This is a genomic window from Roseovarius nitratireducens, assembly GCF_002925845.1.
Lineage (GTDB): Bacteria > Pseudomonadota > Alphaproteobacteria > Rhodobacterales > Rhodobacteraceae > Roseovarius > Roseovarius nitratireducens.
Window position 1 is genome coordinate 35,128 of record NZ_PDNI01000037.1, and the last position, 25,729, is coordinate 60,856.

Sequence of the window (25,729 nt, forward strand, 5' to 3'; positions counted from 1 at the left end):
AAGATCGGCCATGATCGCACCAGAGTGAGCCACAGGACAGAGCCGATGCGCTATTCCGCCTTCAAGATCCTCCGCGAGGGACTGACCGGCAACAAGGGTTGGACACCCGTCTGGCGCGACCCCGACCCGAAACCCGAGTATGATATCGTCATCATCGGTGGCGGCGGGCATGGTCTTGCCACGGCCTATTATCTCGCCAAGGAATTCGGCCTGCGCAATATCGCGGTGCTGGAAAAGGGCTGGATCGGGTCGGGCAATGTTGGACGCAACACCACGATCATCCGCTCCAACTACATGCTGCCGGGGAACGAGCCGTTCTACGAGATGTCGCTCAAGCTGTGGGAGGGGCTGGAGCAGGATTTCAATTACAACGCGATGGTCAGCCAACGCTCGATCCTGAACCTGTTTCATTCGGACGCGCAGCGCGATGCCTTCGTGCGCCGTGCCAACGCGATGTTTCTGGCAGGCGCCGATGCGGAACTGGCCGATGCCGATCAGCTGCGCGCCGAACTGCCGTTTCTCGATTTCGACAATGCCCGCTTCCCGATCAAGGGCGGGCTTTTCCAGCGGCGCGGCGGCACGGTGCGGCATGACGCGGTGGCCTGGGGCTATGCGCGCGGTGCCGGTTCGCGCGGCGTCGACATCATCCAGAATTGCGAGGTCACCGGGTTCGACATCGAAAACGGCAAATGTCGGGGCGTCGAGACGACACGCGGGGCCATCCGCGCGCGCAAGGTGGCGGTCTGCGTCGCGGGCTCCTCCGGCCGGGTGATGGCCTTGGCGGGGATGCGCCTGCCCATTGAATCCCACGTTCTGCAGGCCTTCGTCACCGAGGGGCTGAAGCCGGTGCTGCCGGGCGTCATCACCTTCGGGGCCGGGCACTTTTATGTCAGCCAGTCGGACAAGGGCGGGCTGGTCTTTGGCGGCGATATCGACGGCTACAATTCCTACGCGCAGCGCGGCAACCTGCCGGTGGTCGAGGACGTGGCCGAAGGTGGCATGGCGATCATGCCGATGATCGGGCGCGCGCGGCTGTTGCGCAGCTGGGGCGGGATCATGGACATGTCGATGGACGGCTCTCCCTTCATCGACCGCACCCATATCGACGGTCTCTATTTCAACGGCGGCTGGTGTTACGGCGGCTTCAAGGCGACCCCGGCGAGCGGCCTGTGCTACGCGCACCTGCTGGCCAAGGACGCGCCGCACCCGGTGGCCACGGAAATGCGCCTCGACCGCTTCGCGCGCGGGCATCTGATCGACGAAAAGGGCATGGGCAACCAGCCCAACCTGCATTGAGGGCGCGCGCCATGCTTCATCTTGCCAAAAATATCCAAATGACCCCGCACGCTACGGAGGCGACTCCATGATCATCAATCACCCGCTTCTGGGCCCGCGCGACGCCGCCGAGTTCGTCTACCTGGGCGATGCCGCCCTGATCGACCGGCCCGACTGGCAGGCGGCGGAGGCTGCCGAGGCATTTCACGCCTATGGCTATCTGCGCGACAATCCGGCGGGCGCGCATCAGGAACTATGGTATCACGAGCAGGGCGACCGGTCCTGGCTGGTGGTGACGCGTGACACGGTGAGCCACGAGATCACACAGGTCGAACTGGCCCGCGACGTGGCCCGCGCACGGGGGCGCAGCCGATGAGCCAGGTCAACCGTATCAAGGGCGGGCTGATCGACCCCGCGACAGAGATCACGTTTACCTTCAACGGCAAGGCGATGCAGGGCCATCCGGGCGACACGCTGGCCTCGGCGCTATTGGCCAACGGGCAGCGGCTGGTGGGGCGATCGTTCAAGTATCACCGCCCGCGCGGCATCTTTACCGCCGGGTCGGAAGAGCCCAATGCGCTGGTGGAATTGCGCAAGGGGGCCACGCAAGAGCCCAACACCCGCGCCACGGTGACCGAATTGTTCGACGGGCTGGAGGCGCGCAGCCAGAACCATCGCGGCTCGCTCGAGTTCGACCTGATGGCGGTGACGGACCTGCTGTCGCCGTTCCTGTCGGCGGGGTTCTATTACAAGACCTTCATGTGGCCGCGCGCCTTTTGGGAAAAGCTCTACGAGCCTGCGATCCGCGCCTCTGCCGGTCTGGGGCGGTTGTCGATGGAGGAGGACCCGGACCGCTACGACAAGGGCTACCTGCATTGCGATCTGCTGGTGATCGGCGCCGGACCTGCCGGGCTCATGGCGGCGCGCACGGCGGCGCGCGCGGGTGCCCGGGTGATCCTCGCGGACGAGGATTTCGTCATGGGCGGGCGGCTCAACGCCGAGACGCTGGAGGTGGACGGGAAGCCCGGTTCCGATTGGGCCGTCGGTGTCGTGGCCGAACTGGCGGCGATGGCGAACGTGCGCCTGATGCCGCGCAGCACGGTCTACGGGGCCTACGATCACGGTGTTTACGGCGTGCTGGAACGCTGCACCGATCATCTGGCGACAAGCGGCGGCAAGCCCCGGCAGGTGCTGTGGCGCGTCTATGCGCGGCACGCGGTGCTGGCGGCGGGCGCGACCGAACGCCCCGTGGCCTTTGGCAACAACGACCGGCCCGGCGTGATGCTGGCAGGCGCGGTGCGCGCCTATGCCAATCGCTGGGGCGTGGCACCGGGGCGGCGCGTGGCGGTCTTTACCAATAATGACGACGGCTGGCGCACCGCCGCCGATCTGGTGGCCAAGGGGATCGAGGTGCCCGCCGTGATCGACACGCGCGACGCGCCCGCCGTCTGCGATGTGCCCGGTGCGCGGCATGTCCGGGGGGCTGCGGTGATGGACACGCGCGGGCGCAAGGGGCTGCGGCAGATCACGCTCACCGACGGGCAGATGATCGACGCCGATTGCCTCGCCGTGTCGGGCGGCTGGAACCCCAATTTGCACCTGACCTGCCATCAGCGAGGGCGGCCCGAATGGCGCGACGATCTGGCGGCCTTCGTGCCCGGGCGCGAACTGCCGCCCGGCATGGTAGTGGCGGGCGCGGCCAACGGGGCGATGACGCTGGCAGCGGCATTGCGCGAGGGGTGCGCGGTGGCCGAGACTCTGGGCTATGCTGACAAGAGCGATCTGCCCCGCGCCGAGGACGAGCCGCGCGACTGTGCGCCGGTGTGGCATGTGCCCCAAAGCCGGGCGCGCGCCTGGCTCGACTTGCAGAACGACGTGACCGTCAAGGACGTGAAGCAGGCACATCAGGAGGGCTTTCGCGCGGTCGAGCATCTCAAGCGCTACACCACGCTAGGCATGGCCACCGATCAGGGTAAGACGGCAAATATCCCCGCGCTTGCGATCATGGCAGAATGCACCGGCCGGACCATCCCCGAGACCGGAACAACGATTTTTCGCCCGCCCTATACGCCGGTGCCCATCGGCGCGCTGGCGGGCCGTGCGCGGGGCCGCGCGTTTCGGCCCTATCGCCTAACGCCGTCGCACCGCTGGGCCGAGGCGCATGGCGCGACCTTCGTCGAGGTGGGCAACTGGCTGCGCGCGCAATGGTTCGCGCGCGACGGTGAGCAGGGGTGGCGCGATTCGGTTGATCGCGAGGTGCTGATGACGCGTGGGTCGGTGGGGATCTGCGACGTGACCACGCTGGGCAAGATCGACATTCAGGGGCGCGACGCGGGGGAGTTCCTGAACCGGGTCTATTGCAACGGGTTCGCCACGCTGGCGGTGGGCAAGGTTCGCTATGGTCTGATGCTGCGCGAGGACGGGATCGCCTATGACGATGGCACCACCGCGCGGATGGGTGAGAATCACTACGTGATGACCACCACCACCGCCAATGCCGTCACGGTGTTCCGGCGGCTGGAATTCGCGCGGCAATGCCTGTGGCCCGATCTGGATGTGCATCTGATTTCCACCACCGATGGCTGGGCGCAATTTGCCGTCGCCGGGCCGAATGCGCGCAAGCTGTTGCGCAAGGTGGTGGATACCGAACATGACCTCTCGAACGAGGCGTTTCCCTTCATGGGGTGCGGTGAGGTCACGGTCTGCGGCGGGATGCCCGCGCGGCTGTTCCGGATCTCCTTTTCCGGGGAATTGGCCTATGAGGTCGCGGTCCCCGCGCGGTTTGGCAACGCGATGATGGGCGTGCTGATGGAGGCGGGGCGCGAGTTCGACGCCGTGCCCTATGGCACCGAGGCGCTGGGCGTGATGCGCATCGAGAAGGGGCATGCGGCGGGCAATGAGCTCAATGGTCAGACCACGGCCCATAACCTCGGGATGGGGCGGATGGTCAGCCGCAAGAAGGATTGCATCGGCAACGTGCTGTCGCAACGGCCCGAGATGCTGCGCGACGATGCGGTGAAGCTGGTGGGGCTCCGGCCCGTGGACCGCGCGACCGGCCTGATCTCCGGGTCGCATTTCATCGGGCAGGGGGACGCGGCGACGATGGAGAACGATCAGGGCTGGATGTCCTCAGTCGCCTATTCGCCGAGCCTCGAGCATTCCATCGGGCTGGGCTTTCTCAAGCGGGGCGACGCGCGGATGGGGGAAATCCTGCGCGCGGTCAGCCCGGTGCATGGCAGGGAGATGGAGGTCGAGGTGGTCTCGGCGCATTTCATCGACCCGGACGGGGAGCGGTTGCGTGGCTGAGTATACCTTGCAGGCAGAGCCGCCGCTGGCGGGCGCGGAGATGGAAATTGCGGGCGTGCGACTCTGGGCACCAGCCGATCTGGCGCTGGTGTCGCTGGCCCTGCCGCTGGGCGGTGAGGATGCCGCGCTCATGGCGATCAGGGCTGCCTATGGTGCGGGACTGCCCGAGATTGGCCGGTCCGTTGTCGCCGATGACGGCACGCGCCTTGTCCGGCTGTCCGCGGATCTGGCCTTCGCGCTTTTCACCCATGCGACGCCTGATGCCGAGCACGTTGTGGCGGACCGGCTGAACGGCGCGGTCTATACCACCGATCAGACCGATGTCTGGGTGGCACTGGCCCTGTCGGGCCCGAATACACGGCGCGCGCTGGAGCGGATTTGCCCGATCGACCTGCACAGGCAGGTCTTTGCCGTGGATCACGCCGCTCGCACGGTGATGGAACACCTGGGCGTCTTGATCCTGCGCACAGGGGAGGATGACTACCTGCTCCTGTCGGCGAGTTCCTCGGCCAAATCCTTCCTGCACGCGGTTGAGGTGTCGCTGACAAATGTTAACCAAACATAAGCAGCAAACGGAATTCAGGGCTATTTGCGTTAAAGAGCAAAGGAAGAAAGCGGATGTTTCTTGAAAACCTTGACGCTGACCGTCCCGCCGCGCCCGGACCTTTTCAGATGAAACGCAGCCTGTCAGGAGATTTCGTTTTTCTCAGCCAGGATCCCAGTATGGCTTTCGCCGCCGAGGCCTGCATCGACGTTCTGCGCTCGGCCAACCGCCTGCTGGGGCTGGACAGCTATCGCTGGACCCACCTGCGCGGGGCCAACGCTCTTGCCAGCGGGTTCACCTGCACCCCCGATCAAACACTGGTGCTGGTCGGGGGCATTGAAACCGCCTGGCGGCCCGATGACGCGCATCTGCGCGACCTGCGTAGCAGCATCCGCAACGCCGCGCGACTCTGCCTTGTGGGGTCCGCCGTGTTTGTGCCCCTGGCCGCTGGTGTGACGGGGGCCAAGCAACTGTCGGTCCACCCTAATTTTAGCGCCGGAATCGAGGAAACCTGCCCCTCCGTGGATCTGGCCGAAACCGCTACCTGCCACCACAAGGCGGTCAGCAGCGCGATCAGTCCCGTCGCCGCGATCCGCATGATGGTCGAACTCGTCGGGGCCCGCGATGGCGAGTTTACCCGCACCACTCTGTTACGCTATCTCGGCCTAAGTGACCCAGAGACGGAAACCATCACCGGTGAGTATTGGCGCTACAAGCGCATGGCGCAGGGCGACAGCGTGATCAGCGACGTATTGCAGATCATGCTCGATCATCTGGAGGATACGCTGACCGTTAGCCAGATCGCTGAGATCCTCGATGTCAGCCCGCGCAAACTGGAACGCGGCTTTCGCGACCTATTGCGTCAGACCCCGCTCAGGGTCTACCGCGACCTGCGGCTGGACCGGGCCCGCTGCTTGATGCAGCAAACTGCCTTAGCGATGAATGAAATCGCGGTCGCCTGCGGGTTTTCCAACGTGACGCTGATGAAAAAATGGTTCGTCGAGAAATACGGCGAATTGCCCGATCAGGTACGCCTGCAAGCCTTTTGCGGGCCTCAGGTTGTTGATTGACACTGAGACTTGATGGGGTGGATATCCCCTCGCGACGGCATCGCAATGGTTCGAGGCACAACGCGGCCGCGATGACCGGGGAAATAGTGTGGCCCGTTTCAGGGGGCCGGACAGGCTCAAGCTTCGGCGAGATCCTGTCTTGGTCGCAGAGATCCTGCCTTTCAGCTCTGCGCCAGCCAGCAGTTCCTTGGAAATTGTCATCGTCCTTGCTCCTCTCAGGAAGCATGGACCAGATCACAGATACCCAGAAAATCAGACACTCTCCCAGCAAGCTTCGCGAACCGCCCCATCAGCCTGCACGTTTACCCCGAACGATTGGTGATCGTAGCCGAAGGGCACGTGGTCTGCACACATGAACGCATCATTGAACGGTCGCACCGGCAACCTGGCCGCGTCATCTATGACTGGCGACATTACCTTGCTGTGGTACAGCGCAAGCCGGGCGCACTTCGTAACGGCGCCCCGTTTGTCGACATGCCGGAGGCATTCTGCCAGTTGCAAGATCAGATGCTGCGCAAGCCCGGCGGCGATCGCGAGGTGGTCGAGGTCCTGTCCCTGGTCCTGCATCACGATGAACAGGCCGTGCTTTGCGCCGTGGAAATGGCGCTGGAGGCGGGCGTGCCAACCAAGACGCATGTGTTGAACCTGCTTCACAGGCTGGTGGATGGCACACCGACCGACCAGCCCGACGTGAGCCCGCCTGCAGCCCTCTCCTTGAGCAAGGAACCCGAGGCCAATGTCGCGCGGTATGATGGGCTGCGCAGCGAGGAAGGAACGCGCCATGCGTCATGATCCCGCCGGAGCCGCCATTGTCATCATGCTGCGCAGCCTAAAAATGCCGGGCATGGCGCAGGCCGTGCATGACCTGATGGAACAAGGTGCCCTGCGTTCGAGGCCGCGGTGCCGATGTTGTCCCAGCTGCTCAAGGCCGAAATGGCCGAACGCGAGGTGCGCTCCATTGCCTATCACATGAAGGCCGCGCGTTTCCCGGCCTACAAAGACGTCTCCGGATTCGACTTCGCCGCCAGCGAAGTCCGTGAAGCTCTCGTGCGCCAACTTCATCGTTGCGAGTTCATGGACGCCGCCGAGAACGTGGTCCTGATCGGTGGCCCTGGAACAGGGAAATCCCATGTTGCCACCGCCCTTGGAATCCAGACAATCGAGCATCACCGCAAACGCGTTCGTTTCTTCTCGACGGTCGAACTGGTCAATGCGCTGGAGCAGGAAAAAGCACAGGGAAAGGCTGGAAAGATTGCCGAGACGCTGGTCAAAACCGACCTCGTGATCCTCGATGAGCTCGGATACCTGCCGTTCAGTGCCTCAGGCGGAGCGCTGCTGTTCCATCTGCTCAGCAAGCTCTACGAGCGCACCAGCGTCATCATCACCACCAACTTGAGCTTCAGCGAATGGGCCAGCGTGTTCGGCGATGCGAAAATGACCACCGCGCTGCTCGATCGCCTCACCCATCGTTGCCACATTCTGGAGACCGGCAATGACAGCTATCGGTTCAAGGCCAGTTCTGAGATTGCGAAAAAGAAGAGGAAGGAGACAACAACATTGACGCCATCATGACGCACAGAACATAATAACTGGGTGGGTCAAGTCTCGGTGACAATGCCGGGTCAGATCTCAGTGACAATCAACAACTTGACTCAACTCGAAAATCAACCCATTCTTTGAATGAACATTCAATTGATGAACAGAAAATTATATTGAATAGTCATTCAGTCATCAGCTAAGATCATCCCCAGCACCGGCGGAATTGCCGTCCGGCCCCGCAACGATGCAAGGTGGAAGCCGCGATGAAACCCATTCAGACACAAGAGAGATCAGTCGTGAATATCCGCGACGAGGCCGCGTTCACGCCCTATCCCGGCGAAACCGGAACATCTTTTATCCAGCTCAATCCCCAAGTCAAACGTGATATCGGTTTCTACATTTACTGGGTGGGCCCGGGATCGCATTCCACCCCACACCGCCACGGCGGAGCTGAGGAATTCCTAGTCGTTGACGGCGAATTGTCCGACAACGACGGCACGGCCTACCGCACAGGTGACGTTGTTTGGCTGGCCCCGGGAACCGAACATACCTCTTACACCGAAAAGGGTTGTATCGTCGTCGTTTATTCAGAAGCCGAGGACTCGACCCCGTTCGCAAGGACTGACAATCATGGAAACTAGGCCTGCCGCAGGGCACAATCGGCACCTCGCCCACGAGGCCGAAGTCGACAAGGTCCACCATCTGCATCCGTGGGAAGACCTTTTAAACTGGCGACAATCCGACCGCTACATGGTCTCCCACGGTGAGGGGATCTACCTGAACGATGCAGACGGGCGCCGATTGATCGACGGGCCTGCAGGCATGTGGGCCGTGCAGATCGGCTATGGCAGGCAGGACATGGCCCAGGCGATCGCCGAACAGGTCATGGAACTGCCTTACGCCTCGCCGTGGACAACGACGTCTTCGCCCGCCGCGAGTCTTTCGGAAAAGATTGCGTCCCTTGCCCCTGCGGGGCTGAACAACGTGATGTTCACGACCGGTGGTTCCACAGCCGTCGACACCGCGTTGCGCACGATGCATTTCCTCAACAATCGCCTTGGCCGTCCGGACAAGAAGATCATCCTGGCGCGGGAAAAGGGGTATCACGGGTCCACCTATCTGGCGGCCAGTGTCACCGGCAAGGAGCGCGACAAGAGCTGTTTCGATTTCGAAGAGCGGCTGGTGCATTTCCTGCCCGATGTGAACCCCTACATCCGCCCCGACGGCATGACGATGGCGCAATGGTGCGACGCCAAGGTCGGTGATCTGGAAACCGCAATTGCCGAGGTAGGGGCCCACCGTATCGGCGCTTTCATTGCTGAACCCATCCTGTGTTCGGGGGGCGTGGTGATCCCACCCGAGGGCTATCACCGCCGCACGCTCGAGATTTGCCGCAAGCACGATATCCTGTACATCTCTGATGAAGTCGTGACTGGCTTTGGTCGTCTGGGCCACTGGTTCGCCTCCGAGGAGGTGTTCGGGATCGAGCCGGACATCATCACCTGTGCAAAGGGCCTTACCTCTGGCTACCTGCCGCTGGGTGCCTGCATCATTTCGGACCGGGTGATGGAACGGATGACCGGCCCGGATCACGAGGTTCTGTTCCCGAACGGGTACACCTATTCCGCGCATCCCGTGTGCTGCGCAGCGGCGCTGAAGAACATCGAGATTTTCGAGTCCGAAGGCGTCCTGAATCATGTGCTCGCGGTCGCACCGCAGTTTCAGGACCGGTTGGCGCAACTGGGCAAGTCTCCGATCATCGGGGATGTGCGGGGCATGGGCTTGCTGGGCTGTGTCGAGGGCCTGCTGGACGCCGGTCGGAAGACCCCTTTGGAAACTCAGCGCAACATGGGTGCCATGCTGGATGCCGCCTGTGAAAAGCGCGGTCTCATCGTCCGCCCGCTCATCAACATGTGCGTGTTTTCCCCGCCTCTGATCATAACCCCCGCCGAAATCGACCAGATGTTCGACATTATGGAGGACGCGTTGAAAGAGGTCGAAACCGCCTTTACCTGAGTGCGGCTGACTGCTGAGCTACACCGTTTTGTACGCCCGGATATGTTGCGGGCAATGCTCGCGCGAATTCAGCAAACCCACCAGTTGCTGCCATATCTCGGCCATTTCGGCGATGGTATCCGTGCCATGGCGAGCCTCAAGCGCGGGGCGTTCTGGGCCGGTAAGCCAGTCGCGTTCCTTCGCTGCCTCGACCCGGTACCATGGGTTGCAATTGGTCAGCCAGACATCCTCGACCCCAGCGCTTTCAATCTCTGGGGTATAGCTGTTGGGCGAAAACATGGCGAAATCCAAGTCTTCGGCTTCGATATATGCCATCATCTCTGGCGACGGCTTCCCATCGTGGGCAATCAGCCAGTTCGAGGTCGCGAAACATCCCCCCGGCGCAGCACGCGAATTACCTCGACGGCCAATGTGGTTTTGTCGGGGACATGGATGATGGCGTCTTTGGAAAAGACGATCTCCAAGCTGTTTTGGGGAAACGGAAACGGGCCCGGGTTCACCTTGACGATCTGCATCCCCTGGGCCACGCCATCGGCCTCGGCCCTGCGCCAGGCCTCTTGGCGGACATGGTCCTCAATATCGATGCCGATCACCTGCGCGGCACCGGCTTGCCAGAAGCGAGGCGATCCCAGCCGCACCACAGCCGATATTTAGGATGCATTTTTCTTCCGCCGTGACGCCAACCAGCATCCGATCCACCTCTTTCGGGCCGTCGGAAGACAGAAACTCCTCGCCCTAGATATGTTCAAGCAAGTTTGACGTGTATTATTATAAGTGTTGTCCACCATCTTTGCCCCCTTTGTGATGGTGATATGTTTTGATTAGATGCAGATCTGCATCGGCCACAGGCTGTCATCCCGCATAGCTGGCCTGCAAGAGCCGGGTTCCATCGGTGGTCTGCCAGCGGAGGGTTCCCCCGGCCACGACATAGGCTGCCTCGCCCTTCTTGAACGTTTGTAAATCCTCCGTGCCGGTCAGGGTCAATTCGCCCTCGATGACCTGTAACAGCAGGTTCTGCGTGACCGGCAGCGCGGCGAAGTCGCAGGCGGCACAGTCGCGCAGTCCGACCTGCATCGATCCAGAGGCGTTGACGAAATCCACCCGGGACGCTTCAACCGGCTGCCCGCCCTGCCCTGCGATCATCAGCTCCGGTACCGTGATCCGGTGCCGCGACGGATTATCGGCGTGGTCTGGTAACTTGGGGTCCAGAATTATGAAGAACTTGCGCAGATAACCCTCCTGTTTCCACTGGCAGGTCAGCCCCTTGGGTATGACAAACCCCTGCCCCGCCGTGATCGTGACATCCGTTCCGTCGGGCATCCCCATCACCAGCGTGCCTTCGAGAAGGAACATGTATTCATCGACCCCATAGGGCTGCATCGGTTCCGTGAAGGCCGTACAGTCCCACACTCCGGCGAGATAGCCTGCGCCCGCGTCCTCGTGATAGATGTGACCCCGCTGGACCGGCTCGCCCGCAACCAGCGTGGCGGGGTCCATCGCGTCCCATTCCTCAAGGCCGGTATTGGCGGGACCATTGGGGTCGAACCGAATGATTTTGGCAGTGTTTGGCATGGCTGTTTCCTTGGTAAGCGGTCAGTCGACGTCGTTGAAATCCCAGCATTGGAAAACGCCGTTTACGATTCTTGCGTACATGGATCGGTGATTGGCCGGACCCGGGCTGTCTTGCCTTGCTATGTGAGCGTAGGCGCGATCCATCTGCGCGCGGTCGCGGAAATGCAGGACCGACAGCCATCTTTGTCGGCGGAGCGTGTCGGTATCCATCGGCGTGTTGTCGACACGCCGGGCAAGCGGGGCGGCGCCTTCGACCAATCCCGCCGCCTGCATGTCGGCCACGAATGCGTCGTGATCGGCGCAAAACCGCGCGATGTCCTCTGTTGGCGCGAGGTCGAAGATGGAGTGCAGGTGAATCATCAATCGCTCTCCTCTTCAGGCAAGCCAGCGTTCCGGGGTTGCAGGCGTTGCATCGCTGCGTGGCGGGCATCGCAACTGGAACAGCCCATTTCACCGGCCGTGACGGCATCCGCCGCATCGGCAGGTGTCCGTAACATGCCGTATGCGCCCATACCGGCCGCAAGGATCACCACTGCGGAAATCATCGCCCATCTCATGTCACGCCACCCGTTTCCAGATAATGCGTGAGCGGTTCTGTGCTGTCCGGTTGCCCCGCAATCTCGCGGTCTACGAAATCGATAGCCGCGATCTCGTGGGCTGTCAGCACCTTCAACTCCGGCAGATCCTGGTGAGGGGCAAATGCCTCGAGCCGGGCGAAATCGACCATGTAGCAGGGGAAGGTTTCATGCATCTCGCGGATCAACGCGTCCCAGCCCTTTCGGGCGTCGGCCTTTCCTTGCGCTACACCTTCAGCAATAAGCGCACCTTGATCGCGCGGGGTCAGGCCGTATTTCGTCAGCAGGGGTTCGACCGCGCGTGCGGCATAGCTTTCGACATCGGCCAGAAGCCGCATCTTGGCCGCCTTGTCGGCGTCGGGCATCCCCTCGGCCATGGCATTGAACCAGCCTGCGCCCTCGATTTCCTCCTCATAATAGAGTGTCAGCATCTCGAGATATCTGGCATTGGCAACTGTCATCACATTGCCCCCACATCGACACGGTCATGGATCAATCGCTCATCGGCATCAGGCGGTGCGTCTATGTCGCGTCCGTAGCGATGGCCGGCATAGACGGCAGCCGCAACAATCGCCGGGGCCTCGCAATCGCCGATGCGTCGCAGTGTGAAAGGCAGCGCGCCAACATCGCCGTCAACCCTGTCAAGGATGTCCTGATACAGCCCGTCGTCAGGGGCTCGCGCGGTAACCATAACCACGTTTTGAACTGCCATCTTTGTTTCTGCACCAGAATAGACGCAGACAAGCTCGGCCGCACTGCCATTAAACGAAGCCAAACTCTTAGCGAGTTCGATGCCGATCCCCAACCGCATCAGGTTGGTGCGGACCCGCCAACGTTCCGAGGTCTTGCCCGCCCAGTCCGACACCACGTCGCGCGGTGTGCAATAGATGACCTCTTGCCCGGTGGCGCGAAGCTTTTCGGCGATCACGCCGGCAAGGTAATAGCCGTCCTCGTCGTAAACCAGCGTCGGCCCCTCGGGCGCCCAGCCATCCGTGATGTCATCCACGGTAAACAGACGGGCCTCCCCCTGCGTCGTGGAGACAGGGCGGAACACTTCGCCATCGAACCGGTCGCGCCGCCAGCGTGCGCCCGTCGCGATGGCCACGTGATCGACCCCCAGGTCGAAAATATCGCCCGCCGTCATCCGGCTTTCGCGGAAGATCTCGACATTGGGCAGCGCCTCAAGCGCCTGCACCCGGTAATCGCGCACGCGGGCATATTCGCTGAGGCCTGGCAGCGTCGCCTCTCGCGTAACTCGCCCGCCCAAGGCGCGCGTTCCCTCGGCCAACATGACCTGATAGCCGCGCTTGCCCAGAACCCGCGCCGCCTCAAGCCCGGCAGGCCCCGCGCCCACCACCAGGACCTTACCCGGCGCCTTGGCGGTCGGGACAATCTCGGGGTGCCAGCCCCTACGCCATTCCTCGCCCATCGTCGGGTTCTGCGTGCAGCGGATCGGGATGCCGAGGCTGTCGCCCGAATAGCAGATGTTGCACCCGATGCATTCGCGGATGTCCTCGGGCCTGCCTTCCTCTATCTTCCTGGGCAGGAAAGGATCGGCGATCGAGGGACGGGCAGCCCCAATCAGATCGGTGATGCCGCGCTTTACCTGGCTGACCATTGTATCGGGAGAAGTAAAGCGTCCCACCGTCACGACCGGCTTCGAGGTCAGGCTCTTGACGAAAGCCATGTACGGCTCAAGCGCTCCCTCGGCAGTATGACGGGCATTACCCATCTCAAGCGAATAATCCGCAATGTTGATGTCCCACAGGTCCGGCATCTCGGCCATCATCGCGAACATGTCACGACGTTCACCGTGAATTGGCACCCCGTCCTCTCCGATCGTCTCGTCCGCAGCAAAGCGCGCGGCGACGGCGCAGCGATCGCCCACGGCCTCTTTGGTTTCCTCGATCAACTCGCGCACCAGCCGGGTGCGGTTCTCCAGGCTGCCGCCGTATTCATCGCTGCGGGTGTTGATCCGCGGATCAAGGAAATTGGCCAACAGATAGGTATGGGTGGCATAGACATAGACGATGTCAAAGCCGGCATCGCGGGCCCGAAGGGCAGCCTTCCGGTGCCAGTGGCGCAGCGCGCGAATATCGGCCTTGTCCATCGCCCGCGTCTGATAAGGATTGCCCGCCGTATTCGGAACCGAGTGCAGATCCATAGACACTTCGCGGGTGAACATGTTCGCGGTGCGTGCGCCACCGTACCACAGTTCGGCCCCGGCAAGGCCGCCGTGTTCATGTACCTTGTCGGTCATCAGCCTGTGGGCGCGGATGTCACTGTCATTCCACAGCGACGCCGAAACGTGGGGCAGATCGTCGGACGAGGGGTGGATCGAGTTGTACTCGGTGCAGACCACGCCCCAGCCACCCTCGGCCTTGACGCCTCGCATCTCTGCGAGCATGCGCGGATGCCGCCAGCCCATGCCAGTGCAATGGGGCACCTGATAGAACCGGTTCCTGGCCGTCACGGGACCGATCTTCACCGGTTCGAAAAGTATGTCGTATCTTGCATCCCGTGCCATGTGCCGTTCCTCAGGTTGCGGGCCACTGCCCCAGTTCGATCAATTCACGCCGGAAGGGCACGCCGTCACCGGGCGGCGCGCCGAAATCGCGGGCAAACAGGTGGCCCGCGTGTACGGCCGCCGCGATGGTTCCGGGTGCCCAGGCGTCGCCGATCACGGTGAAGGGCGGCGGCGTGTCCATCACGCGCAAATCCTGCGCAAGCTGATCGCGCGGCAGGCGCATGGTCACCGGGATCAGTGTACGACAGGCCACCTCGCGGGGCTGTCCCGAATAGACGCAAGTAAGCGTCGCGGCTCCGTCGCCGATCCCGGCCAGATCGTGCGCCGTCACAATTGCCACGCCCAGTTTCATCAGGCGCGACTGGATCGCGTGTTGTTCCAGCGTGTCCACCGTCCAGGATGACACATCGTTCGCCGGGGTCACCAGTGTAACCGCGTGCCCGGCCTGGCGCATCTGTTCGGCGATCAGCCCACCCATGTAGTAATGATCGTCGTCAAACACGACGACAGGGCCCTCCGGTTCGGCACCCGACATGAAGTCATCGGGTGTCAGGATATGCGCATTTTCCAATCCGGCTACGCCTTCTGGATTGGCCCGCCCGCGGCCATCGTTCACCCAGACGCTGCCGGTGGCCAGCACTGCGTGATCGGCCCCAAATTCGCGGATGGTTGCTGCCGTCATCTCGCTGTTGAGAAACAGATCCACATTGGCCATCTGGCCTATGGTATAAAGGCGATGGTCAGCCACCCTGCCCCATTCCGACAGCCCCGGCAGGCGCGATTCCCGCGCCACCCGCCCGCCCGCGCGGTCCGCGGCATCGGCGATCGTCACCCGATACCCCCTTTGACCAAGCGCCCGCGCGGCCTCGAGCCCTGCCGGTCCGGCCCCAACAATAAGAACGCTGTCGTCCCCAACCTTGGGCGCAATGCGGTCCGGGTGCCAGCCGCGGCGCCATTCTTCGCCCATCGTGGGGTTTTGTGTGCAACGGATCGGCACGAAATGCTGGTCGCCCGACACACAGACATTGCAGCCGATGCATTCACGGATTTCCTCGGGGCGTCCCTCCTCGATCTTTCTCGGCAGGAACGGATCGGCAATCGAGGGGCGCGCCGCACCGATGAAATCCACAATGCCGTTCCTGACCAGCGACACCATCGTGTCGGGCGAGGTGAACCGCCCTACGCCCACCACCGGTTTGGTCGTCACACTTTTGACGAATGATATGTAATCGTTCTGGAATCCTTCGGCCTTGAACCGCGAAGTCGCGCTGTCATTTTCCCAGCCGCTGATGTTCACATCCCAGAGGTCGGGCAATTCGGCAAGCATCTCGATCACGTCGCGGCCCTCACCATCGCGGGTGATGCCCTTGGGGCCCAACAGCTCGTCGACGGCAAAGCGCACGGCAACGGCGCAGGTATCGCCCACGGCGTCGATCGTGTCCTCAAGCACTTCGCGGAACAGGCGCACACGATTTTCCAGGCTGCCGCCGTATTCATCGCTGCGGTGGTTGTGCCGCCGCGACAGGAAATGCGAGATCGTCGACAAGTGGTGCCCTGCATATAGGTAGACAAGGTCGAAACCCGCCCGCTTGGCCCGCAAGGCGGCGGCGCGATGCCAAGCGCGCAGGGCGCGGATATCGGATTTGTCCATCGCGCGGGCCTGAACCGGGTCGTGCGCCGAAACCGGGATAGGTGAAGGTGCCAGCGGCGCCTGACGGCTATAGCGGTTGGCCGACATCCGCCCGGCATGGTTCAGCTCTATCCCGGCGAGACTATCGAACTCGTGAATGCCATCGCACATGCGGGCCAGAATGGGGATGTCGTGATCATCCCACAGCCGCCCCCCCGCCCAGGGCGAATGGTCGCCCGACGGGTGAATCTCCACCTCTTCGGTACAGACGACGGCCCAGCCGCCCTCGGCCTTGACGCGGCGCATCTCGGCCATGCTGGAGGGATAGCCGCGCCCCATGCCATTGCAATGCGGCACCTGGTAGAATCGGTTGCGCGCGGTAACCGGGCCGATTTTGACCGGTTCGAACAGGACATCGTATCGCGGGTTACATGCCATCGGGCCTCTCAATCTGTCGCCAGTAGGGGCAATTCGCGACGGAAGGGCACGCCTTTGGCGGGCGGCTCTCCCAGTTCGCGCGCAAAGCGGTGGCCGCCGTAGACCGCCGCCGCGATTGTGCCGGGGGCGAGGCAATCTCCGATCAGGGAGACAGACCGGGGCCCCGCCCCCTCCACTCTTCCCAGGGCGGTAACAAGATCCCGGTGGAGCCGGGAAATTGGATCGCGCATCGTGACCGGAACCAGCGTACCACAGCCGAGGGTCTGCCGCCGGTCTGTGTATACACAGGCCAGTTCGACGCTGTCCGCGTTAATCTGAACGAGATTGTGCAAGGGCACGATCGTGACCCCAAGTTCCATGAGGCGTGTCTGGATGCGCCTCTGCTCCATGGTGTTATGGGTCCAGTGCGACACGTCTGCGGCCGGAGTGACATAGGTCACCTCGTACCCGTCCAGCCGCAGCTTTTCGGCCATCAGCCCGCCCATGTAATAATAATCGTCGTCAAAGATGACGACCGCACCCTTGGCGGATGTTCCGGCGCAGATATCGTCGGGTGTCAGGACATGCGCGCCGGGATCGGCCTGAATGGCCAGCCGGTTGGTGCGCCCGATGCCGTTGGGCGCCCATCTAGAACCGGTGGCGATGGCCACGTGATCGGCTTGGAATTCCAGCACCTCGGCGGCGCTCAAGGTGCTGTTGAGATACAGGTTCACATTCGCCATCTGGCTGATCTGATACTCGCGGTAATCGGCCACCCGTTTCCATTGCGACAGCCCCGGCAGTTCGCTTTCAATCGCAACACGCCCTCCGACCTTGTTGCCCGCTTCGGCCAATGTCACCTCATAACCGCGCTGGCCAAGCGCGCGTGCCGCTTCCAGCCCGGCAGGGCCGGCGCCCACGATCAGAACGCTTTCGTCGGCGCTTTTGGGGGCGATGCGTTCAGGATGCCAGCCCCTGCGCCATTCCTCGCCCATGGTCGGATTTTGCGTACAGCGCATCGGCGCGCACAGAAAATCGCCCGTCACGCACATGTTGCACCCGATGCACTCGCGGATGTCCTCGGGGCGGCCTTCCTCGATCTTCTTCGGCAGAAACGGATCCGCGATCGAGGGGCGGGCCGCGCCAATCAGGTCCATCAGTCCGCCCTTGATCATGCTGACCATCGTGTCGGGCGAGGTAAATCGACCGACGCCCACGACTGGTTTGGAGGTCACGCTTTTGACAAAGCGGATATAGTCGTTCTGGAAGCCCTCTTCGCTGAACCGCGACGGCGCGCTGTCGTTATCCCAGCCACTGACATTCACATCCCAGAGGTCAGGCAGTTCGGCCAGCATCTCGATGATCTCGCGCCCCTGCCCGCGGGCGGAAATGCCGTCGGTCTCGCCCTTGAGTTCGTCCACCGCCAGCCGAATGGCCACGGCGCAGGTATCGCCCACGGCCTCTTTGGTGTCTTCAAGCACCTCACGCAGCAGGCGCACCCGGTTTTCCAGGTTGCCGCCATATTCGTCGGTCCGGTCGTTGCGGGTATGCGACAGGAAATGCATCAGCGTGGTCATGTCGTGACCGGCATAGAGGTAGACGATGTCGAACCCGGCCTTTTTCGACCGCAATGCCGCATCCACATGCATCTTGCGGAAGGCTTTGATGTCGGCCTTGTCCATGGCGCGGGCGTGAACGGGCTCCATCAGATCGATGGGCCGGGCCGAGGGACCCATCGGAATTTCGCGGCTGTAGAGGTTGGCCGCACCGGCCCCCAGATGTGCAGGCTCTATTCCTGCCAGCGCGCCGTGGGCATGAATCTTGTCAACCATCTTGGCCAGCACCGGAATGTCAGAATCGTCCCAAAGCCGGCTCTCGATCACACCGCTCAGCTCGGACGTGTGGCTGATCTCGCATTCTTCGGTGTTAACCACGCCCCAGCCGCCTTCGGCCTTGACGCCCCGCATCTCTGCCATGCTGGAGGGGTATTGATGGCCCATGCCGTTGCAATGGGGCACTTGATAAAAGCGGTTCGGGGCCGTGACCGGGCCAATCTGAACCGGCTCAAAGAGGATATCGTAACGGGAATCGCGGGGCAAAATCAGTCCTCCTGAGCGACGGTTCGGAATTCAGAACTGTGACGGGGGAATGTCGTGGCCAGGTAGGTCCGGATCCGGTTCTTGGCGTCTTGGCGCGAGAAATCTTCGGGATAGATCAGGATGTTCAGCCAGAAGCCATCGTAGAACCCTTCCAGCGATTCCGCGACGTGTTCGGGGTCGATGTTCTCGTATCCGCCTTCCTCGACGATCTGGCGGCACAGATCGGCCGACACGTCCCACCGTTCCGCATCGATCTCGGACATGATGTCGCGATAATGCGCCCGGTACCCCGCCTCTCCGTAAAACCCGAACCAGACGGTCAGCTTGTCGCGGTTACAGATATGCGGTACGAAATGCGCATCCACGATCGCCAACAGCTTTTCGGCGGGGGCCATGCCGCTATTGCGCACGCTTTCGCGCCACTGCTCGCGGTGTTCGCCCGCCAGAAACCTCAGCGTTTCTTCAAGCAGTTTCTGCTTGCTTCCAAAGTGGAAATTCACCAGTCCAACCGACAGATCCGCCGCCGAGGTGATGGTCGTGACCGTAGTGCCGGACAACCCGAATTTGCTGATCGAGACGATCGCGCCCATGATCAGCTGATGTCGACGGAATTCCTTGGAGGCCGTCCGTCCGACACCGTCTCCTTGATTTTTCACGATTGCAGCAGACATTGTCTATTCCTTCCCGATCAAGACAATGGCGCTCTCGCTCCAGTTGAGCCATGTGTGCGTGTTCGCATTTACCTGCGATGTTGCCCCCTCGCTGTTTTGAGCCGACACTGCGACAGGCTGTTCGACGCCCGGCAGGCGCACGAAATAATGGCTCCGCTCCCCCAGATAGGCCGCATTTTCCAATTCACCTGAGACGGCACCGTCGGACTGATCGGGTTTGTGATCGCTCAGCGTGAGTTTTTCGGGCCGTATGGCAACTTCGACCTTGTCACCGGGCGCAAGGTTCCGCCCCGCCGAGGGCACGCGCAACTTGCCCAAGCCCTGCGTCTCGACCACGAAGTGGCCCCCCTCTGCCCCCAGTACCTGCGCATCGAAGAAATTCATCGTGCCGATGAAGGATGCGACCTTGCGGCTGTTGGGTGCCTCATACAGCCCGCGGGGCGTGTCGATCTGAAGAACGTGCCCCCCCGACATCACCGCGATCCGATCCGACAGGGTCAGGGCCTCTTCCTGGTCGTGGGTCACAAAGACAAAGGTGATGCCCACGGTCTGTTGCAGGGCGCGCAATTCCAGTTGCATCTGTTCGCGCAATTGCTTGTCCAGGGCACCAAGGGGTTCATCCAGCAACAGCACCTTGGGCCTCAGGATCAGCGCGCGGGCCAGCGCGATGCGCTGGCGCTGACCGCCGGACAATTCGTGCGAGCGCCGCTCACCGTATCCTGGCAGCTTGATCAGGTCGAGCATCTCGTCGACCATTTCGTAGCGCTTTTCTCGCGACAACTTCTGCTTGCGCAAGCCATAGGCGATGTTGTCGCGCACGCTGAGATGCGGGAAGATTGCGTAGTTCTGGAACACCATGTTGACCGGGCGCAGGTTCGGAGGCACGTCCGTCATCGGTTGACCATCGATCAGAATTTCGCCTGACGACGGGGCCTCGAACCCCGCAAGCATGCGCAAAAGCGTTGTCTTGCCACAGCCCGATGGGCCCAGAAGCGAAAAGAATTCTCCGTGCCCGATATCTATCGACGCTCCGTTAACCGCCTGAAAAGCTCCGAAGTGCTTGTCGATGTTTCGAACAGAGATGAACGCGTTTTGCGTCATTGCGTCAATCGCCTTTCACTGAAGTTACATGGGCACCGCGGTTGATCCACTGGCTGATGAAAATCAGCAGGAACGACACGGCGATGATGATAGAGGAGAGCGCCAGGATGGACGGAAACTCCTTGGGAAACCGAAGCTGGCCCCAGATGTACATTGGCAGCGTTGGTTCGGATCCGCTCAGGAAGAACGCCATGATGAATTCGTCGAATGACACCGTGAATGTCAGGATCAGGCTGGCCACCACGCCTGGAAAGACCATCGGCAGCGTGACGCGCCAGAACGTCCAGAAGGCGTTTTCTCCCAGATCGGAAGAGGCCTCTTCGACGGATTTGTCGAAACCTTCGAACCGTGGGATCAGCGTGGCCACCGAAAACGGCAGGCAGACGATCAGATGCCCCATGGCCACAGTATAGAGCGAAAGCGACACGCCCATTCGGCTGAACAGGACCAGAAGCGCGACACCGAAGATGATCAGCGGCACGACAAGCGGCAGCATGATGAAGCCAACCGCCGGTCCGCGGCCCGGGAACCGGTAGCGGGTGATCGCCTTTGCGGCGAAAATTCCCATCACAGTTGACAGTACGGAGACACTGATACCCACCTTCAGGCTGTTCATCAGTGCGTTCCAAACCGGCTCGCGCTCGAACAACTCGCCGTACCACTCAAAGGTAAAACCAGTCAGCGGAAACTTGACGTAGATCGAGTCGTTGAAGCTGAAGAGCGGCAGGAAGAGCACCGGTACATAGAGCACAAACAGGAAGATGAGAGAGTACAGCCGCAGCGAGCGACTGGGTTTGTTGAATCCGCGACCGGACATCAGGAAATCCTCCTTCTGACCAACATGGTCAGCAGGATGAATATCCCGCTGACGACTGCGATGCAGAGCATCAGGACAATCGCAAGCGTGGCCCCCATCGGCCAGTTATTGATTGGGCCGAACTGCTTCTGGATCAGGTTGCCGATCATCGCGCCATCGGGCCCACCGAGCAGCGCCGGCGTGATGTAATCGCCCGTAGTGGGAATGAAAATCAGCAGGCTGGCCGAGATCACACCTGGCAGCGAGAGTGGCAAGGTTATGCGCATAAAGCGGGCCACCGGTCCATCGCCCAGATCAGTCGCGGCCTCGAGCAGCGACTTGTCGATCTTCTCCAGAGAAACATAAAGCGGCAGGATGGCAAACGCCGCCCAAGCGTGGGCCAGCGTGATGACCACCGCCGACTGGCTGTAAAGCAGGAATTCAAGCGGTGCCTCGATCAGACCCAGCGACATCAATCCGGAATTGATTACGCCTTCATACCCCAACACCACCTTCCAAGCGAAAACCCGCAATAGGTAACTGGTCCAGAACGGCAGGGTGATGAACACCAGCCAGATCATCTTGTTGCGATGCACGTGGAACGCTACGTAATAGGCCATCGGGTAGCACAGGATGACCGTGGCGATGGTGACGCTGCCGGAAATCGACAGCGACCGCTCCATCAGCGCCCCGTATATCGGGCGTTCCAGCAGCTGCCGGTAATTGTCCAGCGTCAGTGAGGTGTCGAAGCCGAATCCCTGGGCGGTCCAGAGGCTCATCAGCAACAAGATGCCGAACGGAACCAAAAGCGCCACCAGCATAAAACCGAATGCAGGCGACAACAGCACCATTCCGCGCACCGCCTCGGACCGGTCCAGCAGTTGCAGAAAAACGTTCCGGCGCTGTGATCGCTTGTTTGTAAGTTTGTCCGGTATGGACGATGAAGTTGTCATTGCTCGGCTTTAACCTTCCCGCATGCATAACAAGATATACTCCCGATCACCACTTGAGGGCGATCAGGTGTTGGCCCCCTACGGCCGGACCCGCTCCGACCGTAGGAAGTTCGTGATAATTCGGCTTTAAAAGCCCGCTTTAATTTCCTCGAACATTGCGTTCATCTTGGTTTCCCATTCCTGAGATTGGGGAATCTGAAAATGTCCAGCATCCAGAATGTTGGATGGGTTTGCACTCAGGCCCAAGCCTTGCAACGTTTCGTCATCGAACAATTCGAAGGCCTTCTTGCTCGGGTGGCCATAACCCCATTCTCCAATCATGAACTTGCCCGTCTCGACGCTCAGGAGCGAGTCGATCACGTCGTAGGCGCGGTCCAGATTCGGTGCGTCCTTGTGGATCATCACACCGCACACCCAAGTCAGCGCACCCTCCTTGGGCTTGGCGAACTTGACCGGCACACCTTCGGATTGCAGCAGCACCGCCGATGAATTCCACGTCATTGCAGCCACCATTTCACCTGAAGCCAGCGCCTGTTCCAGTGTAGTCGTATCATCAGTGTAGACCCGGATGAGCGGGCGTTGTTCGCGCATCACGGCCGCGATCTTGTCGAAGGCCTCCGGCGTGTCGATATCCTTGAAATCGACCTCCGCCTTGATCGCCCCACACCACCAGGCGTCGCCGCCCGATGCCAAGCTGCCCAAGCGACCCTTATAGCGTTCATCCCAAAGCATATCCCAGGATTCTTCGCCCTCAAGTTCGAACATGTCTGTCCGATAAGTGACCGACGTTTGCCCCCAATCGAAGGGCGCCATCCAGACGTTGCCACCCTCTGCGTCATTGCCCGGCAGATCAACAAGTTCGGGCATGACATCGCCCCAGTGCGCCAGCCGATCCGTCTGAACCGGCTGGAACAGGCCCGAGCTGACCCAGCGCGTCAGGGCTTGGTTGCACGGATGCGATACATCGACCACATAGCCCGCCCGCATCTTCGTCAATGCTTCTTCGGACCCACCAAAGGTCGCGAAATTGGGCAAAGCACCGTGCTTTTCTTTGTACTCGCCAAACAGTTCGGGGATGTCGTACCCCCCCCAAGTGAAAAAGGTTGCTTCATCGTCGGATGCGGCCAGCGCCCTGCGCCCCGCAAGCGGCACGGAAAACATCCCCACGCCAGCTGCCATCAGCGATCGTGTAAACGCGCGGCGGCTCATTTTGCCTTCTCTTACGGCACCCAGTTGATCAAGAACGTCCATCTGTATTCCCCCTGTTGTTGAACCGTGACAAGCCAGCTTGGGCATGATCTTCGCCCTTCGCGTTCGGGCCGAATGCTCGTGCGGTCGCCACCATTCCGTTGAATGATTATTCAATCATTGTGCCGACTTTTGTTTTCAGTCAACATCAAATACGAATTTTTTCCGAGCCGATAACCGTTGGCAGGCTGCGAATGTCAGGACGTCGGGTGCTACACGCGTGAGTATCACGTTGTTTTAATGAACTTTTTACGTGCCGCCAAAGGCGATAGTTAGGAAATGAACCTGTCCCGCGCCTGATAATACATCACCGTTGGCCCCAGGAACCAAGGAATCCCGTTGTACAAGGGCACCGTCGGAAACGGCAGGTTCTCCAGCGCGATGCGCACCGACTGTCCGGCAATCCGCCGCCCGATCAGATGACCGTAGTACAGCGAATTCGCCACACCAGAGCCGCTGTACCCCATGCAGAAGTGAATGCCGTCATGGCATCCAAGATGCGGCATCCGATCAAAGGTGAAACCCACGAACCCGGACCAGAAATGCGTGAAACCGATGTCTGCAAGCTGCGGATAGATGTCCAACATCATGGATCGCAACCGGGACGCACAGCGGGCAGGATCGGCCCGGAACAACGCCGCGCGCCCGCCAAACAATAGCCGCTTTCCATCCGGGGAATAGCGATAATAGACAACCACCTTGCGCGTATCTACCACGTTTCGCCGATTCGGAATCAGCGCGATCTGCAGCGGTTCGGGCAGCTCTTGCGTGGCCAGCATGTGGCTGGCAATTGGAATGATGCGCCGTCGGGCCCAAGGGAAAACCTTGTCCGTATAGCCGTTGGTGGCAACCAGCACGTGCTTCGACGCAACGACCCCTTGACGTGTTTGCGTCTGAAATCCCTGCCCTTCTCGCGCAATTGCCTCGGCAGGGCACTGCGCGACGATGCGCACACCAGCATTCAGGCAGGCCCGCACCAATGCCGACAAAAGCTTCGCTGGGTGAAGCGAGGCAAAATCGGTCTCAACAAGACCGCCGAAATAGCGATCCGAGCCAACCTCTTCATGCACTCTGTCTTTCTCGATAATCGTCAAATTGGTGCGTCCGGCCCGCGCCGTCTCGTCGGCCTGACGCCTGAGGTAATCGAATTGTTTTTGCGAATGCGCCCCGCAGAACCGCCCGTTCTTCTGATGGCTTTCCGGCACGCCCAATTCCGATGCCAGCCTTTCGGCGAAAACGAGCGCGTTCGCGGCGTCATCATAGAGTCTGTCAACGACCTCCGCGCCAAGGCGCTTGACCAGCTGAGTGCGCGACCATTTCATCCCGTCCGATATCTGGCCACCATTACGGCTGGACGCCCCGTCACCGATTGCACCTTTTTCTAGAACCGCAACGCTCATCCCGCTTTTGGCTGCCTCAAGTGCCGCCGAAAGCCCGGTGAACCCGGCGCCGACGATGACCAGATCGGCGCGTGCCGGCAGCGCGGACGCGGTCTCTGGAAAACGCGTATCTTCCCACCAGAACGGGGTCGTCTTAATCTGATCAAGGTCCATGGGCTGCTTTCCTGTAATCGTTTCTCATGACGCCAGCACGATGCCGGGTTCGACAACGGGGTTTCCCCTGTCGTACCTGTCGACGGCGAAAGGTTTCATGCGATCATCCGTGACAGCCTTCGCAATCGCCTGCGACAACAGCAATCCAGCGCCCGGTGCCCCGGCGAACCCATAGGACCACCCCGCCGAGATCCACAGATCACTCAGGTCCGGATGCGGTCCCAGCATCGGCCCGAAAATCGGGCGTCGCGTGGATCATGCCAGCCCAATGCCACAGGATGCGCACCTCTGCCAGCTGGGGGAACAGTTTCATGTAGACTCGCGCGGTATTGGCCAGAACCGGGACATCGGTTTGTAGTGATCATTTCATCAGAGTTGGCTCGGTTGATCTGAACAGGTTCCGAACGTTCTCTAAGTGGTTTTCCGCCTCGGTTACGCCGCCACCGCTTTGGGCATTGACTGGTTGAAGTAGGTCTGATCGGGGGTTCTCCCGTCAAGCGACGAATGTGGGCTTCGGTTGTTGTAAAAGCCGAGATAGCGGCTGTCGCGTTGTCCTTAGGTGTTCAGTCCCGGCATCTGGTGGATCGGGTCGAGGATGAATCGATCCGGCTCTGAGGTCCAGACCTTGCAGATATATTCATATGGTGTGAGGCCACCGAGGGTCTTGAGACGCCGGGCGAAATTGTAGGCTGCCATGAAGTCTATGAGATGTGTGCGCAGCTGATCGTGGCTGTCATAGTGGAAGCGCTTGACCGTCGCGTCCTTGATCGTCCGATTCATCCTCTCGACCTGGCCGTCCCTCGGGAAAACAGTCCCCCGGACTGTTTTCTGATCCTC

23 protein-coding genes and 2 pseudogenes are annotated in these 25,729 nt (G+C 61.2%); 9 read left to right on the forward strand and 16 right to left on the reverse strand.

Features of this window, described 5'->3' with window-relative positions; all coding sequences use genetic code 11:
- Positions 1-45: 45 nt before the first annotated feature.
- The 9 genes and pseudogenes from CRJ03_RS07960 to CRJ03_RS08000 all read left to right on the forward strand — a co-directional run bounded on the left by CRJ03_RS07960 (position 46) and on the right by CRJ03_RS08000 (position 9,750).
- Positions 46-1,296 (forward strand): sarcosine oxidase subunit beta family protein, encoded by a 1,251-nt coding sequence (locus tag CRJ03_RS07960; protein ID WP_104018373.1) that lies wholly within the window; start codon positions 46-48, stop codon positions 1,294-1,296.
- Positions 1,297-1,363: 67 nt separating this feature from the next.
- Positions 1,364-1,651 carry a sarcosine oxidase subunit delta gene (locus CRJ03_RS07965; RefSeq protein WP_104018374.1) on the forward strand — a complete coding sequence of 96 codons (288 nt, stop codon included), beginning with the start codon at positions 1,364-1,366 and terminating at the stop codon, positions 1,649-1,651.
- Positions 1,648-4,581, forward strand: a complete 2,934-nt coding sequence (locus tag CRJ03_RS07970) for a sarcosine oxidase subunit alpha family protein (RefSeq protein WP_104018375.1) — start codon at positions 1,648-1,650, stop codon at positions 4,579-4,581. Before CRJ03_RS07965 ends, CRJ03_RS07970 begins: the two co-directional genes overlap by 4 nt.
- Positions 4,574-5,146 carry a sarcosine oxidase subunit gamma gene (locus tag CRJ03_RS07975; RefSeq protein WP_240611607.1) on the forward strand — a complete coding sequence of 191 codons (573 nt, stop codon included), beginning with the start codon at positions 4,574-4,576 and terminating at the stop codon, positions 5,144-5,146. Before CRJ03_RS07970 ends, CRJ03_RS07975 begins: the two co-directional genes overlap by 8 nt.
- A 53-nt stretch (positions 5,147-5,199) precedes the next feature.
- Complete coding sequence (locus CRJ03_RS07980) at positions 5,200-6,195, forward strand: helix-turn-helix domain-containing protein (RefSeq protein WP_104018377.1); 996 nt, start codon at positions 5,200-5,202, stop codon at positions 6,193-6,195.
- Positions 6,196-6,441: 246 nt separating this feature from the next.
- Positions 6,442-6,987, forward strand: a pseudogene (locus CRJ03_RS07985) (IS21 family transposase); the annotation flags it as partial.
- Positions 6,977-7,767, forward strand: a pseudogene (istB, locus tag CRJ03_RS07990) (IS21-like element helper ATPase IstB). The pseudogenes CRJ03_RS07985 and istB, both read left to right, overlap by 11 nt.
- Positions 7,768-7,997: 230 nt before the next feature.
- The gene (locus CRJ03_RS07995) at positions 7,998-8,375 is read left to right on the forward strand and encodes a cupin domain-containing protein (RefSeq protein ID WP_104018378.1); all 378 of its coding nucleotides are present in this window, start codon (positions 7,998-8,000) and stop codon (positions 8,373-8,375) included.
- On the forward strand, positions 8,365-9,750 hold the full coding sequence (locus CRJ03_RS08000) for an aminotransferase (protein ID WP_104018379.1): 1,386 nt from the start codon (positions 8,365-8,367) through the stop codon (positions 9,748-9,750). The genes CRJ03_RS07995 and CRJ03_RS08000 overlap by 11 nt, the downstream gene beginning before the upstream one ends.
- Positions 9,751-9,768: 18 nt before the next feature.
- Here the strand turns inward: CRJ03_RS08000 and CRJ03_RS20280 are convergent, their stop codons facing one another.
- The 16 genes from CRJ03_RS20280 to CRJ03_RS08080 form a co-directional block, all read right to left on the reverse strand.
- Positions 9,769-10,068, reverse strand: a complete 300-nt coding sequence (locus CRJ03_RS20280; protein WP_240611608.1) for a hypothetical protein — start codon at positions 10,066-10,068, stop codon at positions 9,769-9,771.
- A gap of 29 nt (positions 10,069-10,097) precedes the next feature.
- Entirely contained in the window at positions 10,098-10,343 is a 246-nt protein-coding gene (locus tag CRJ03_RS20285; protein ID WP_240611609.1) for a methyltransferase domain-containing protein, read from the reverse strand.
- A 259-nt stretch (positions 10,344-10,602) separates the two neighbouring features.
- Positions 10,603-11,322, reverse strand: a complete 720-nt coding sequence (locus CRJ03_RS08010; RefSeq protein ID WP_104018380.1) for a cupin domain-containing protein — start codon at positions 11,320-11,322, stop codon at positions 10,603-10,605.
- A 21-nt stretch (positions 11,323-11,343) separates the two neighbouring features.
- The gene (locus tag CRJ03_RS08015; protein WP_104018381.1) at positions 11,344-11,682 is read right to left on the reverse strand and encodes a DUF6614 family protein; all 339 of its coding nucleotides are present in this window, start codon (positions 11,680-11,682) and stop codon (positions 11,344-11,346) included.
- Positions 11,682-11,879, reverse strand: a complete 198-nt coding sequence (locus tag CRJ03_RS08020; RefSeq protein ID WP_129590259.1) for a hypothetical protein — start codon at positions 11,877-11,879, stop codon at positions 11,682-11,684. Before CRJ03_RS08020 ends, CRJ03_RS08015 begins: the two co-directional genes overlap by 1 nt.
- Entirely contained in the window at positions 11,876-12,358 is a 483-nt protein-coding gene (locus CRJ03_RS08025; RefSeq protein WP_104018383.1) for a hypothetical protein, read from the reverse strand. Before CRJ03_RS08025 ends, CRJ03_RS08020 begins: the two co-directional genes overlap by 4 nt.
- Positions 12,358-14,424, reverse strand: coding sequence for an oxidoreductase (locus CRJ03_RS08030; protein ID WP_104018384.1), 2,067 nt, complete (start codon positions 14,422-14,424; stop codon positions 12,358-12,360). The genes CRJ03_RS08025 and CRJ03_RS08030 overlap by 1 nt, the downstream gene beginning before the upstream one ends.
- A 10-nt stretch (positions 14,425-14,434) precedes the next feature.
- Entirely contained in the window at positions 14,435-16,492 is a 2,058-nt protein-coding gene (locus tag CRJ03_RS08035) for an oxidoreductase (protein WP_104018385.1), read from the reverse strand.
- Positions 16,493-16,500: 8 nt separating this feature from the next.
- Positions 16,501-18,570: an oxidoreductase gene (locus CRJ03_RS08040; protein ID WP_104018386.1), complete on the reverse strand. Its 2,070-nt coding sequence runs from the start codon at positions 18,568-18,570 to the stop codon at positions 16,501-16,503.
- A 2-nt stretch (positions 18,571-18,572) separates the two neighbouring features.
- Complete coding sequence (locus tag CRJ03_RS08045; RefSeq protein WP_104018387.1) at positions 18,573-19,241, reverse strand: TetR/AcrR family transcriptional regulator; 669 nt, start codon at positions 19,239-19,241, stop codon at positions 18,573-18,575.
- 3 nt (positions 19,242-19,244) lie between these two features.
- Positions 19,245-20,342 (reverse strand): ABC transporter ATP-binding protein, encoded by a 1,098-nt coding sequence (locus CRJ03_RS08050; protein WP_104018388.1) that lies wholly within the window; start codon positions 20,340-20,342, stop codon positions 19,245-19,247.
- A gap of 4 nt (positions 20,343-20,346) precedes the next feature.
- On the reverse strand, positions 20,347-21,159 hold the full coding sequence (locus CRJ03_RS08055; protein WP_104018389.1) for an ABC transporter permease: 813 nt from the start codon (positions 21,157-21,159) through the stop codon (positions 20,347-20,349).
- Positions 21,159-22,091, reverse strand: a complete 933-nt coding sequence (locus CRJ03_RS08060) for an ABC transporter permease (protein WP_104018390.1) — start codon at positions 22,089-22,091, stop codon at positions 21,159-21,161. Before CRJ03_RS08060 ends, CRJ03_RS08055 begins: the two co-directional genes overlap by 1 nt.
- Before the next feature lie 126 nt (positions 22,092-22,217).
- Complete coding sequence (locus CRJ03_RS08065) at positions 22,218-23,387, reverse strand: ABC transporter substrate-binding protein (protein ID WP_240611610.1); 1,170 nt, start codon at positions 23,385-23,387, stop codon at positions 22,218-22,220.
- A gap of 224 nt (positions 23,388-23,611) precedes the next feature.
- A complete protein-coding gene (locus tag CRJ03_RS08070) occupies positions 23,612-24,892 on the reverse strand; it encodes an NAD(P)/FAD-dependent oxidoreductase (RefSeq protein ID WP_104018392.1) in 1,281 nt (426 codons plus the stop codon).
- Positions 24,893-25,447: 555 nt separating this feature from the next.
- The coding region (locus tag CRJ03_RS08080; protein ID WP_165375279.1) for an integrase core domain-containing protein at positions 25,448-25,729 on the reverse strand (282 nt) is incomplete at its 5' end.